Origin of the sequence: Gryllotalpicola protaetiae (assembly GCF_003627055.1) — a bacterium.
Classification (GTDB): domain Bacteria; phylum Actinomycetota; class Actinomycetes; order Actinomycetales; family Microbacteriaceae; genus Gryllotalpicola; species Gryllotalpicola protaetiae.
Window position 1 is genome coordinate 1,626,437 of record NZ_CP032624.1, and the last position, 12,230, is coordinate 1,638,666.

Below are 12,230 nucleotides of genomic sequence, written 5' to 3' on the forward strand. Positions count from 1 at the left end.
AGACGAGGTCACTGCGACCAGGTCGAGTCGCCCTCTGCCTGTGCGGTCGAGAGTGCAGCGTCCCCCGCCTTCGCAGCGGCGAGGTCTCGCGCGACCGCCGCGTCGAGCACGGCGTACTCCGCTTCCTGGATCGCGTAGATCGCAAAATCGACCGCGTCGACCGCGTCGGCCTCCGCCTCGTCGGCCGCGCGGCCGGCGCGCTTCGCCGCGGAGCGTGCACGGCGCGCGCTCGCGTCCGAGCGCAGCGAGGCGAACGCGTCAGATACCGACTTCTGAGCATCCGCCCACGCCGCTTGCTCGTCGTCGGCCACTTGCGCGGCCTTGGCGTGCAGCCGGTCGCGCGCCGCGCCGAGCTGCAGGTCGAGCTCGGCCTTGCGGGCGGCGAGTCGCGCGTCGTTCTGCGTCTTGGTCGCCTCGACCGAATCTTCGAGATGCTTGGACTGCTGTGAGAGCTTGAGCAGCTCATCGGAAAGGGCCATGTTCTTCTCCTTGCGTCAGGTGGGTCAGCGGATTGCGGATTTGGTGGGGACGGATGCCGCGCGCACGGCGAAACCGACGGAGATCTCCGAGATGCCGCGGAAGATCGCGGTGACGCTCACGAAGGTCACGAGCACGACGGCGCTCGACTCAAACGAGCGCGAAGCGAGGAAGCCGAGGATGAGCTCGGCGATGCCCGACAGCAGCTGCAGCCACCAGCCGGGAAATTTCACATTGAGCAGGCTCCAGACGATGTCGAAGATGCCGATCGCGACGAAGTAGGCTCCGACGATCACGGCGAGCGAGACGAAGGTGCCGCCCGGGTTGGCGAAAGCGAGCGCGGCTGCGCCGATCAGCAGGATGCCGAACACGATGTGCCACACCCGCCAGCCGCCGCCGGTGACGGCGGCGCGGAAGAACTCGCCGAGCGCGGCGAGCAGCACCATGATCCCGAAGACGATCGAGACGACGGCGACGGTGGATTCGTCGAAGCGGAGCACGACGAACCCGACGACGATCCAGGCGATGCCGACGAGCACCAGGGTCCACCACAGTGCGCCGATGCGCCGGGCGAGGGATTCGAGCGGGGTTTGCAAGAGGGCTGTCATGGCGCCGATGATTCCGGCGGCACCGGCCGGCGCGCGGCGGGACTGGAGCCGCCGCCATTCCGGGCGCCCCCGCATTGTGCGCGGCCACAAGCACCGGCGCGGCGGGGGGCGCGCCGCCATCGGCGCGTCGGCGAGACGCGCCGAAGTGGGCTTCTGGCTCGCGAGAAGCCCCGTTCCGAGCGTCTCGCGCCGGGCCCCCGCCCCCGCTTACACAGGGACGGCTTCCGCTGCCGGCTCGAGCTCGGCTTCCGGCACGCTGACCGGCGCCGCATTCCGGAAGTGGCCGAGGAATGTGAGCAGCAGGCCGCCGACCGCCCACGCGCCGAGCACGACCCACTGCTGCGCGCCGCTCGCGTCGGGGAAGTAGCTCAGCGTGCGCACGAGCGTCGAGCCGGCGCCGGGCACGAAGAGCTGGCCGATGCTGCCCCAGGGCGACGGCAGGAACGGCGTCGGCACGGTCGACCCCGAAACCGGCAGCGCGAACCAGATCGTCAGCACGGCACCGAGCGCGATGCCGCCTCGGCCGAGCAGCGCATTGAGCCCGACGATCGCGGCGGCCGTCGCGAGCATCGCCAGCGACAGGACGGCCCAGTCGGCGAAGAACCCGCCCTGCAGGAATCCGAACCGGGTCTGCCCGATCAGCACCGTGAGCAACCCGGCCGCCGCACCGTAGACGAGCAGCGCGACCACACGGCGCACGGCCCCGACGACCAGCAACGAGATGAGGACGCCGCCGATCATGCCGCCGAGCACCAGCGGGATGGACATGGCCGTGATGCCCGCGCCGCTCGCGTCGTCGCTCGACAGCGGGACGACGTCGGTGGTCTTCACGGTGACCCCGGGCGCCTGCGCCTGCAGCGCGTTCTGCAGCTGGCCGGCCGCCGTGTCGAGCAGCTGCGCGACCGAGCTGTTGGCGGCGGACGCCGTGAGCACCTCGGGCTGGGGCGCGAGCACGATGGCGCCGTAAACGTCGCGGTTCCTGATCGATGAGACTGCGGCGGAGCGGCCCGAGACCTCGGTGAATGAGAGCGCCCCGCCGGTCTGCTTGGCGATCGCGCCCTTGAGGGTGCTGACGGTCTGCGCCGGCCCGCTGATCGCGACCTTCAGGCCGTTCGGGGCCGCGGTCGCGACGGGCCAGAGGAAGGCCAGGAGGAAGAGGCCGACGATGAGCGATCCGAGCACTCCGAAGAGCACAGTGAACCCCCACTTGGTGTGCTGACGAGAGCTGGTCATGACGTGCCTTTCAGAGAATGTCCGTTCTGTTTGGCTCACTATACAGAACAGGTATTCTTTTTGCTATGCCCCGAGTGACAGAGGCCTACCGCACGGCCCGACGCGAGCAGATCGTCGAGGCGGCGATCCGTGTGCTGACCCGCAAGGGCGTCGCGCGCACCTCGATCGCCGACATCATCGCCGAGTCGGGGCTCTCCGCCGGATCGATCTACTCCAACTTCCGCAACAAGGGCGAGCTCGGCAGCTTCGTCGCCCGCACGGTGCTCGGCACTCGCGTGCAGGACGTCGTCGCCCTCGCCCGCGACAGTGCCGAGCCGCTCACCCCGCGCAAGGCGCTCGAGGGGCTGCTCACCGCCGTGCACGACCGGCAGCCGCCGTTCGCGGTCGTGCTGCAGTTCTGGGGCGAGGCGACCGTCGACAGCGACCTGGGTGCGGCGGTGCACCAGATCCTCGGCGAGCTCGAAGCGCATCTCACCGAGGCGATCACCCCGTGGGCCGAGAAGCATTCGGGTGCAACGGATGCCTCAGCCCTCGCCGCCTCGACGGCGACCGCCATGACCGCGATCGCCCAGAGCTACGTCGTGCGCTCGGCCCTCGGCGCCGACCTCGAGCCCGTGCCCTACCTCGCCTCGCTCGCGGCCGCCCTCGGCTGATCCGGACCATCGGATTCCGCGATCGGCCTGATCACCCGGCAGGGGTTACCGACCGCAACCACGCCCGAGGGGACGTCGCGTGTGACGACCGAGCCGGCCCCGATGATGCTGTTGTCGCCGATGGTGACCCCAGGCATGATCGTCACAGATCCGCCGAGCCATACGTTGTCGCCGATCGTGACTGGCTCGGGCAGCTCCCACCCGCCGAGTCGACCCTCGATACCCTCCGCATGATTCGGGGTGTAGATGCCGCACCGAGGGCCGATCAGACAATCGGCCCCGATCGTCACCGCGCCGCCGCCGATGATGAGGAAGTCCGCATTGATGAAGGTGCGGTCGCCGATGGTCAGGCGGAAGCCGTAGTCGATGCTGATCGGCGGGCGGAAGTCAACGCCCGCTCCGGCGCCCGGTACGAGTTCATGGAACAGACGCTGGGCCTCGTCGGGCGCTTCGTAAAAGGTGCGGTTGATCGTGGCACACGTGGCGTGAGCCTTCCAGCTGAGCTCCTGCAGCGCCGGCGAGGTGCGGTAGCGGATCCAGTCGCCGCCCATCAGTCTCTGCAGATCTTCATCCACGGCGACCAGCGCCGTCAAGCGCCCGTCGCTCGTGCCGTCGGTGTGGGCCACGTTGCCTCCTCCAAATAAGTTGTGAGCGTCAACTTATCTGCCATATGTTGAGAGTGTCAACATATGTAGGATGGGCAGGAGGGAGGCCGGCATGGACGCAAGCACACCCGGGGCATCCGGCCCCGTCTCGGTACCGCGCCGCTTCGCGGCCCTGCGCAATCGCGACTCGCGACCGTACCTGTTCACCTCGGGGCTGTCGATGATGGCCGACAACACCGAGCACGTCATCACGTACTGGGTACTCTGGCAGACCTTCCACTCGCCGGCGCTCGTCGGCTTCCAGATCATCAGCCACTGGCTGCCGTTCCTGCTGCTCTCGGTCTGGACGGGCACTCTGGCCGAGAAGTACGACTGCCGCCGGCTGATCCAGGCAGCGCAGGGCTTGTTCATGCTCGTCTCGGCCGTGTGGGGTGTGCTCTTCCTGACGCACAGCCTCACCGTATGGGCGGCCTGCATCCTGCTCGTGCTGCACGGCACGGCCGGCTCGATCTGGGGCCCGGCCGAGCAGCTCATGCTGCACGACTTCGTCGAACGGCACGAGCTGCCGAGCGCGGTGCGGCTGAACGCGACGTTCCAGAGCCTCGGCATCCTGTTCGGGCCGGTCGTCGGATCGGCACTGCTGCTGTGGCTCGGCCCGACCGGCGGCATCTTCGTGAACGTTCTGCTCTATCTGCCGATGACGGTGCTGATGTTCCGCACGAAGTTCACCGGGCACACCCGCGACGCCGTCGTCGAAGGCAGGCCACGAGTGGGGTTCCGGGACACGCTGCGGGTGCTGCGCGGCATCCGCTCGAATCATCTGATCATCGCGATGATCATCATCTCGGGCCTCACGGCCGTCACCATCGGCAACGCCCTGCAGTCGTCGATGCCGGCGTTCGCCGCGCGGCTCGGCGCCGGATCGTCGGGCGATCTCACGTATGGCGTGCTGCTGTTCGCAATGGGGTTCGGCGGTGTGGTGGGCGGATTCCTGCTCGAGGCCACCGGCGTCATCAGACCGACGCTGCGCGCGGCCGTGCTGTCGACGATCGTGTTCGGGGCTGCGATACTGGGGTTCGCGCTGACCGCGAACTATGCGCTTGCGATCGTGGCGCTCGTGCTCGCCGGCGCCGGCGAGATCGCCTCGCTGTCGATCACGCAGAGCGTCGTGCAGCTGGAGGCGCCGGCGGGGGAGCGCGGGCGCACCCTCGGCGTCTACGGCATGTTCGCCTCCGGGCTGCGCACCGGTGGCGGGGTGACGCTCGGGGTTCTCGGCGCCGCGGTCGGAGTCATCTCCGCCGTGGGGTGGTTCGCGGCGGTGCTCGTCGTGGGCGCCTTCGCCGCGTGGTGGTTCGCGATGCGCCGGCCCCGTCGCTCAGAGGTGACGGCGTGATCATCGCGATCGACGACCCGAAGGCGCCCGACGTGCTCGCCCTGCTCGACGAGCACCTCAGCGACATGTTCGCGACCTCGCCGCCCGAGAGCGTGCACGCGCTCGATCCCGAGGCACTGGCCCACTCGAGCATCACCTTTTGGTCGGCGCGCGACGCCGAGACCGGCGAGCTGCTCGGCATCGGGGCGCTCAAACAGCACAGCGACAGCCTCGCCGAGCTGAAGTCGATGCGCACCTCGGCGGCCGCGCGGGGGCGTGGCGTCGCGAGTGCGGTGCTGGGCGCGATCGTGGCGGAGTGCCGAGCGCGAGGCATCCGCGAGCTCAAGCTCGAGACCGGCGCAGAGAACTATTTCGCCCCAGCCCGCGCGATGTATGCCAAGCACGGATTCCTCATCTCGGCCCCCTTCGCCGACTACACCGACGACCCGAACAGCGTCTACTTCACCCTCGCGCTCTGACCGCCCGGTACGGTGACCGCATGGGTGTCTGGGCGAGAGCCGACGTGAGAGAAGCATTCGCCGCGCTGGTCGCCGAGCGCGGCGACACCGCGATCGGCTGGAAGATCGGAATGGCGAGCGCGAGCGGCATGGCCACGGCGGGCATCGATGCGCCCCTGGTCGGATGCCTGCTCGCAGACGCGCGCCTCGAGTCGGGTGCCACCATCGACGTCTCCGACTGGGTCGGCCCGAAGCTCGAGCCCGAGATCGCGGTCTGGCTCGGGGCCGATGTGCCGGCTGGCGCAAGCCCCGAGCAGGCATCCGCCGCCGTCTCGCACATCTCGCTCGCCTTCGAGCTGGTCGACCTGCCGGGCCCTGTGGACGATGCCGTCGCCGCGCTGGACATCAACGTGTTCCAGCACGGGGTGATCTTCGGTGAGCGCGTGCTCCGCTCGACCCCGCCGCCCGTCACGGTGCTGGTCAACGGCGAGACCCACGCCGAGGTCGCCGAGCCGACCACGGCCACCGCCCCCTACGGAGAGCTCGTGCAGCACGTCGCCGCCGTGCTCGGCAGTGCGGGCCGCACGCTTCGCGCCGGCGAGGTCATCATCACGGGCATGCTGACCCCGCCGATCCCGTTGGTTCCGGGCACCTACGCGATGCGCGCCGACGGCCTCGGCGAGATCGCCTTCACCGTCGCCTAGAGCTCGACGACCTCGAACTCGAGAAGGCTCGCACCCGTCGCGACCGGCCGCGAACCGCCGGCGCCACCGCCGTGCGCGGCCGCGGCCCCGTTGTCTCGCCACGCCTGGAACGACTCTTCGTCAGTCCAGGTCGTCACCACGAAGTACCGGGACTCACCCGAAATCGGGCGCAGCAGCTGGAATCCCTCGAATCCCGGGGCGGAATCGACCGCGTGCTTACGCGCGGCGAACCGCGACTCGAGCTCGGACCCTGCGCCCTCAGGCACTTCGATGGCATTGATCTTCACGACTGACATGACCCCATCCTGCTGTTCCCACCTGCGTAACCGCAGGACACACAGCAGGCTCCTCCCACGTCGTGGCGCGAAACTTGAGCCACCATGGGAAACACTGAATGGGGCTTTTCGACCGAGCAGGTGCACGCAGGCATCCGCCCGGACGGCGGCCACGGCGCGCGCATCACCCCCGTCTATCTGAGCAACGGATTCCTGTTCGACGACTTCGACCAGGCGCGCGAGCGCTTCGCCGGCGAGTCGGAGGGCTACTACTACACGCGCTACGGCAATCCCACGATCGCGGCCGTCGAGCGCAAGCTCGCCGGCCTCGAGCACGGCGTCGACGCCCTCGCGGTCGCGAGCGGCCAGGCCGCGCTCACCATCGCGTTCCTCACACTGCTCAAGCAGGGCGACCACGTCGTCTCAGCCCGCTCGATCTACGAGGGCACGCGGGGCCTGCTGCGCGAGGACTTCGCCCGCTTCGGCATCACCGCCACCTTCGCCACGGACCCGAACGACGCCGAGGCACTGGCCGCCGCGTTCCAGCCGAACACCAAGGCGGTGTTCATCGAGACGATCCCGAACCCGCGCAACGACGTGCCCGACCTCGAGCTCGTCACCCGCGTCGCCCACGAGCACGGCGTGCCCGTCATCGTCGACAACACGCTGGGCACGCCGTTCCACATCCGCCCGATCGAGCACGGCGCCGACCTCGTCGTGCACTCGACGAGCAAGTTCCTCTCGGGCCACGGCTCGGCGATCGGCGGCGCGATCGTCGATTCGGGCAGTAAGTATCTGACGGATGCCTTCGCCGACGGTCACACCGTGAACGACGAGACCTTCACCCAGAAGGCGCGCAGCCTCGCCGGCCGCTTCGGCCCGACGCTGTCCCCGTTCAACGCGTTCCTGCTGCAGCACGGCATCGAGACGCTGTCGCTGCGGATGCGCGAGCAGTCGGGCAACGCGCTCAAGGTCGCCCAGTGGCTCGAGAGCCGGCCAGAAGTGGCATCCATCGACTACAGCGGGCTCGACTCGAGCCCGTACCACGCGAACGCCGAGCGCTACCTCGAGAACGGCTACGGCGCGGTCTTCGCGTTCACGCTGCGCGGCGGGCTGCCGGCGGCCGAGGCGCTCATCAACGGCGTCACGCTGTGGAGCCGCATGACGCACCTCGGCGATGTGCGCTCGCTGATCCTGCACCCGGCGAGCACCACCCACATCCACCTCACCGCCGCCGAGCTCGCCGAGAACGGCATCGAGCCGGGCACGATCCGCCTGTCGGTGGGCATCGAAGACGTGAGCGACCTCATCGCGGACCTCGAGCAGGCCCTCGTCGCCGACTGATCGGGAAGAATCTCCTCATGACCCGACTGCAGCACTTCGGCTGGTTCTTCTCGCGCGGCTTCGGGCCGCAGGCGTGGGGGCGCGCCGACTACCGCTGGGGCTACGAGTGGTACCGCCCCGAGCTGTACGTGCAGGCGGTGCAGCAGCTCGAGCAGGCCGGCCTCGACCTCGTCATCCTCGAGGACGCGCTCTCGATCGGGAATCCGTCGACCATCGATCTGCGCACCCGCCAGGCATACGGCGGCCCCAAGCACGACCCGCTGCTGCTCGTGCCGTATCTGCTCAACGCGACCCGCCACCTCGGCTTCACTCCGACGATCAACCCGGTCGCCACGCCGCCGTATCTCGCGGCCCGGCAGGCGGCGACGCTGCACCACCTGTCTGGAGGGCGGTACGGCATGAACGTCGTGACGGACGTCGCGTCGAGCCGCCACTTCGGCGTGCCGCCGCTCGCGCACGACGGCGCCTACGACCGTGCGTCCGAATGGCTCGACGTCGTCACGAAGCTCTGGCACAGCTGGGGCGAGGGCGCCTACCTGAACGACACCGAGACGTGGCACTTCGCCGACGGGTCGAAGATCGACCCGTTCCAGCACAAGGGGGAGTACTACGACGTCACGGGTCCGCTCAACGCGATCCCGTTCGACGACGGCGACCCGGTCATCGTCTCGCCCGGCGGCAGCCCCCGCGGCATCGCGTTCGCCGGCGCCAACTCTGAGGTGCAGCTGGCCTTCGCGCCGCTGAACGTCTCGTCTGTGGCCGGCTACCGACAGCGGGTCATCGATGCGGCGGCGGATGCCGGGCGCTCGGCCTCCGACATCAAGACCCTCTTCGTGTTCAAGCCCGAGATCGTCGCGAGCAGGGACGAGGTCGAGCGGGTCGTCGCAGCGAGCGCGAACCCGAGCGACGCCGAACTGCAGGCGATCCTGCTCGGCCAGTCTTCGGATCTCGAGACGGATCTGACCGGCCTCGACTGGGACCAGCCGGTCAACCCGGACGAGGTGTTCGGCGATCACGTGTCGCGCGGGTCGATCAAGGGGTTGCTCGCGGGCGCCGACGCGTTCGAGAACCACACCCTGCGCGAGCTGCTGCACCGGCACGCCCGCAAGGGGCGCGCCGCGGACCGCACCGGCTGGGTCGGCACCGCAGGCGACATCGCCGACTACATCGAGGAGTTCGGCGAGGTCGCCGACAACGACGGCTTCATCTTCTCGGGCGACCTGCACCCGACGACCGTGCACCGCTTCCTCGACCAGCTCGTGCCAGAGCTGAGGCACCGCGGCCTGCTGCGCACGGAGTACGGCGACGGCAACCTGCGCGCGAACCTCACCGAGTTCTGACAAGTATTCAGCAACCGTTTTCGTCGCTTTCATCGACCTGGTTTTCGGAGTCGGTTGGAACGCGTGGGCGCTTCCGCTTATCTCGAAGGCATGGAGACGAAGCTCGCCCGATCCATCGGGCTTCAAGCCCGCGTGCTGCGCGAGCTCGCCGCTTCGTCGTTCGCTGAGCAGGCATCCGTTCTCGCAGATGCGCAGCGTCTCGTGATGATCGGCACGGGCTCGAGCCTGCACGCCGCCCAGCTGGGCGCATGGCACCTGCGCCGCCGCGGCATCGACGCCGTCGCGATGTCGTCGGCGTGCCTCGCCCGCTGGGAGCCGCCGACCAGACCGGGCGACGCGATCGTCGTCATCAGCCACACGGGGCAGACGGCTTACAGCGTGCGCGCGCGAGCCGACGCGCTGACCGCAGGCACCCCGCTCGTCTCGATCACGGGTGCGGGCGCCGACTGGCCCGAGGCGATCATCGCCGGGCCGGCCGAGGCGAGCGAGACCTACACCGTGAGCTACCTCGCGTCGCTCGCCGTGGTCGCGCGGCTGCGCGACGGGATCGAGGCGGTGCGCGGGGGAGCGAGCATCAGGCCGGCGTCCCTCACCCTGCTCGACGCCGCGGACCGCGTGCAGTCCGCGATCGATGCGCCCGACGTCGCGCACATCGGCGTGCCCACGCGCGCGGCTGCCCTCGTCGGCTCCGGGCCGTGGTCGATCACCGCGGCCGAGGGAGCGTTGAAGCTGCGCGAGGCAGCGCGGGTGCTGGCCGAGGCGTACGACGCCGAGACCCTGCTGCACGGCAGCGCGGCGCCGCTGACGGAGGCCGACACGCTCATCGCCCTGCAGCCGGCCGCCGACCCCGACGGGCTCATCGACGGGCTTGCCGCGGCGGCGCACGCCGAGGGCGTGCACGTCGTCACGATCGAGGATGAGCGACCGCTCGCCGACCCGTTCTACGCGCAGTTCTCGCTCACCGTGCGGCTGCAGCAGCTCGCAGCGCACTTCGCCGAGCGCCGCGGGCAGAATCCCGACGACGTCATCGTCGGATGCTGGAACGCGGACTCGCTGTGGAACGCCGGAAAGCCGGCTGTGCACGTCTCGTGAGGCATCCGTCTTCACTGCCCGCTCCTTGATTTCCTTAACGGATTCTTCGACCAGCCCTGGTTTCGTTACGGCATGAGCATCGCGCTGGGGTCGGGACGCGTCACACGCGCGCAGGAATTCCGGCTGCGCGCGTGGTTGCGCACGCCGGCGGTCGCGGTGCCCGGCGTCTCCGGGCTGGTCGCGGTGCTGGTCACTGCCGTGGGGTCGTGGATTCCGTCGCTGTGGGGCGACGAGGCCGCGTCTGCGCTGTCGGCGCAGCGGCCGCTGCCGTCGTTCCTTCACGAGGTGACCCATGTCGATGCCGTGCACGCGATGTACTACGCGGGGCTGCACGTGTGGGTCGCGCTGTTCGGGGCGAGCGCGTTCTCGCTGAGGTTCCCTTCCGCTCTTGCCACTGGAGTCACGGTCGCCGGGGTCATCGTGCTCGTGCGTCTGTTCTCGCGCTCGTGGCGGCTGCCCCTGCTCGCTGGGGCGTTCGCGGTCGCGCTGCCGCGGCTGAACTTCGCAGGCGTCGAGGCGCGCGGCTACGCGTGGACGGCCGCCTTCGCCACCTGGATCGTCATCGTCGCCGTTCTTGCGCTGCGGGAACGAGTACCGGCGCGGGTCGGGTGGGCGTGGTTCGCGGTGCTTTGCGGGACGGGCACGGCGCTGAACCTGTTCGTCGGCAGTCTGATCGTGGTGGTCGGATGCCTTGCGGCGATCTCCGGGCGGCACCGGTCGTCGCAGCTGCGGCGCTGGGGTCTGTCTTCGGCGGTGGCGCTGGTGCTGGCATCCCCCGTCATTCTCTTCGGCGCTCTTGAGCGCCATCAGGTCGCCTTCCTCGCGCACCGTGCGGTGCCGCCGAGCGCGTGGCTGGCGAACCAGTGGTTCGGCGGCAGCGGATGGTTCGCCGTGCTCGGCTGGGCGATGTTGCTCGTGGCTGTGCTGCTTTGCGCGGTACGCCGCGACCGCGCGCTCGACCGCGGACTCGGGCTGCTGGCGGTGCTGTGGGCGGGCCTGCCGAGCGCATTCCTGATCGGGACGATCTCGACGCTCCACAACTACACACCGCGGTATCTGACGTTCACCGGGCCTGCCGTAGCTGTGCTGTTCGCGCTGGTCGTCGACGCCGTGTTCCGGTCGTGGAAACCCGCCGGAGTCGCCGCCCTCGTGCTCGTGCTCGGCGCTTCTGTGCCCGTGTTCGTCGCGCAGCGCGGGCCGTTCGCCCAGAACGGCAGCGACTGGGCGCAGGTGGGCGCGGTCATCGCCGCGAACGCTCGGCCGGGCGACCAGGCGGCGTTCGACGACGTCGTACGGTCGAGCCGGCGTCCGGAGAATGCGTGGCGGCTGTACCCCGCGGACTTCCGGAACGTGTCTGTGCCGCAGCTGGTCACGCCGTATACGCAGCGCGACGGGTGGGCCGACAAGCTGATGACGATCGAGGATGCCGCGGCGCAGCACCGCTTCACGGCCGGAACGGTCTTCGCCGTCGAGGCGGACTTCCCGCACGAGGGGGTTCTGGATGTCGGCGGGGTGCCTTCGCTCGAGTCATCCGGCTATCGCGTTGTGCGGCACTGGCGGCTGCACTCCGATCTCGTGTTCGAGCTCGACCGCGACGGGGTCGATCGGTCCTAGGGTACGCTGGGCGGTGCCGGCGGGGCGCCTATGCGGCTGTTGGGCTTCAGCCCGTCGCCGGGGAATCCGCGCGCCTCGTGCACCTCGAAGGTGAAGAGACCGGCCTGCACGCCGGGGTCTTCGTTCATGATGTCCCTCGCCTCATCGGGTGTGGTGTTGAAGATGCCGATACCGGCGAGGTCGCTGTCGTCCCTCACGGGAAGGACGACGTTGAGCAGCCCCTGCTCGCGGAGGTCGAAGTTGCGGCGGCCGTGCTCCCAGACGATGGGCCGAGGGTCGGTGGTCGTCGACTCGGGGTTCTTGCGCAGGATCACGACCGCATAGGCACGCGCGAGCTTCAGGTTGTCGAGCATCTGCTCGTCACTGGTGGTCACGTGATGATCATGGGGCGGATCTTCCCCAGCGCAAGGGGATCTTCGGGGAGTTGTACACAGATTCGGATATTCAGCGTTGAA

At 69.4% G+C, this 12,230-nt stretch carries 14 protein-coding genes; 8 read left to right on the forward strand and 6 right to left on the reverse strand.

What is annotated here, in order from left to right:
* Nucleotides 1–8 precede the first annotated feature (8 nt).
* The 3 genes from D7I44_RS07955 to D7I44_RS07965 form a co-directional block, all read right to left on the reverse strand.
* Entirely contained in the window at nt 9–479 is a 471-nt protein-coding gene (locus tag D7I44_RS07955; RefSeq protein ID WP_120789006.1) for a hypothetical protein, read from the reverse strand.
* A gap of 24 nt (nt 480–503) precedes the next feature.
* Nucleotides 504–1,085 (reverse strand): HdeD family acid-resistance protein, encoded by a 582-nt coding sequence (locus D7I44_RS07960; RefSeq protein ID WP_162940141.1) that lies wholly within the window; start codon nt 1,083–1,085, stop codon nt 504–506.
* A 207-nt stretch (nt 1,086–1,292) separates the two neighbouring features.
* Nucleotides 1,293–2,318, reverse strand: a complete 1,026-nt coding sequence (locus tag D7I44_RS07965) for a hypothetical protein (RefSeq protein ID WP_120789008.1) — start codon at nt 2,316–2,318, stop codon at nt 1,293–1,295.
* A gap of 65 nt (nt 2,319–2,383) precedes the next feature.
* Between D7I44_RS07965 and D7I44_RS07970 the strand changes: the two genes are divergently transcribed.
* A complete protein-coding gene (locus D7I44_RS07970; RefSeq protein WP_162940142.1) occupies nt 2,384–2,971 on the forward strand; it encodes a TetR/AcrR family transcriptional regulator in 588 nt (195 codons plus the stop codon).
* Here D7I44_RS07970 and D7I44_RS07975 read toward each other — a convergent pair.
* On the reverse strand, nt 2,938–3,597 hold the full coding sequence (locus tag D7I44_RS07975; protein ID WP_245980118.1) for a sugar O-acetyltransferase: 660 nt from the start codon (nt 3,595–3,597) through the stop codon (nt 2,938–2,940). The two genes, D7I44_RS07970 and D7I44_RS07975, sit on opposite strands and share 34 nt — an antisense overlap.
* A gap of 91 nt (nt 3,598–3,688) precedes the next feature.
* Between D7I44_RS07975 and D7I44_RS07980 the strand changes: the two genes are divergently transcribed.
* Genes D7I44_RS07980 through D7I44_RS07990 form a run of 3 tightly spaced genes read left to right on the forward strand, consistent with a single transcriptional unit; the run spans nt 3,689 to nt 6,110 of the window.
* Complete coding sequence (locus tag D7I44_RS07980) at nt 3,689–4,969, forward strand: MFS transporter (RefSeq protein WP_120789010.1); 1,281 nt, start codon at nt 3,689–3,691, stop codon at nt 4,967–4,969.
* Complete coding sequence (locus D7I44_RS07985; protein WP_245980127.1) at nt 4,966–5,427, forward strand: GNAT family N-acetyltransferase; 462 nt, start codon at nt 4,966–4,968, stop codon at nt 5,425–5,427. The genes D7I44_RS07980 and D7I44_RS07985 overlap by 4 nt, the downstream gene beginning before the upstream one ends.
* Before the next feature lie 44 nt (nt 5,428–5,471).
* Nucleotides 5,472–6,110 (forward strand): fumarylacetoacetate hydrolase family protein, encoded by a 639-nt coding sequence (locus tag D7I44_RS07990; protein ID WP_162940143.1) that lies wholly within the window; start codon nt 5,472–5,474, stop codon nt 6,108–6,110.
* Here D7I44_RS07990 and D7I44_RS07995 read toward each other — a convergent pair.
* A complete protein-coding gene (locus D7I44_RS07995; RefSeq protein ID WP_120789012.1) occupies nt 6,107–6,406 on the reverse strand; it encodes an antibiotic biosynthesis monooxygenase family protein in 300 nt (99 codons plus the stop codon). The genes D7I44_RS07990 and D7I44_RS07995 overlap by 4 nt on opposite strands.
* 84 nt (nt 6,407–6,490) lie before the next feature.
* Between D7I44_RS07995 and D7I44_RS08000 the strand changes: the two genes are divergently transcribed.
* The 4 genes from D7I44_RS08000 to D7I44_RS08015 all read left to right on the forward strand — a co-directional run bounded on the left by D7I44_RS08000 (nt 6,491) and on the right by D7I44_RS08015 (nt 11,775).
* Complete coding sequence (locus D7I44_RS08000) at nt 6,491–7,729, forward strand: O-acetylhomoserine aminocarboxypropyltransferase/cysteine synthase family protein (RefSeq protein ID WP_120789013.1); 1,239 nt, start codon at nt 6,491–6,493, stop codon at nt 7,727–7,729.
* A gap of 17 nt (nt 7,730–7,746) precedes the next feature.
* Nucleotides 7,747–9,069, forward strand: coding sequence for an LLM class flavin-dependent oxidoreductase (locus tag D7I44_RS08005; protein ID WP_120789014.1), 1,323 nt, complete (start codon nt 7,747–7,749; stop codon nt 9,067–9,069).
* A gap of 90 nt (nt 9,070–9,159) precedes the next feature.
* On the forward strand, nt 9,160–10,161 hold the full coding sequence (locus tag D7I44_RS08010) for an SIS domain-containing protein (RefSeq protein WP_120789015.1): 1,002 nt from the start codon (nt 9,160–9,162) through the stop codon (nt 10,159–10,161).
* Between the two features lie 72 nt (nt 10,162–10,233).
* Nucleotides 10,234–11,775, forward strand: a complete 1,542-nt coding sequence (locus tag D7I44_RS08015; protein WP_120789016.1) for a glycosyltransferase family 39 protein — start codon at nt 10,234–10,236, stop codon at nt 11,773–11,775.
* Here the strand turns inward: D7I44_RS08015 and D7I44_RS08020 are convergent.
* Nucleotides 11,772–12,149 (reverse strand): YciI family protein, encoded by a 378-nt coding sequence (locus D7I44_RS08020; RefSeq protein WP_220093848.1) that lies wholly within the window; start codon nt 12,147–12,149, stop codon nt 11,772–11,774. The genes D7I44_RS08015 and D7I44_RS08020 overlap by 4 nt on opposite strands.
* Between the last annotated feature and the right edge of the window lie 81 nt (nt 12,150–12,230).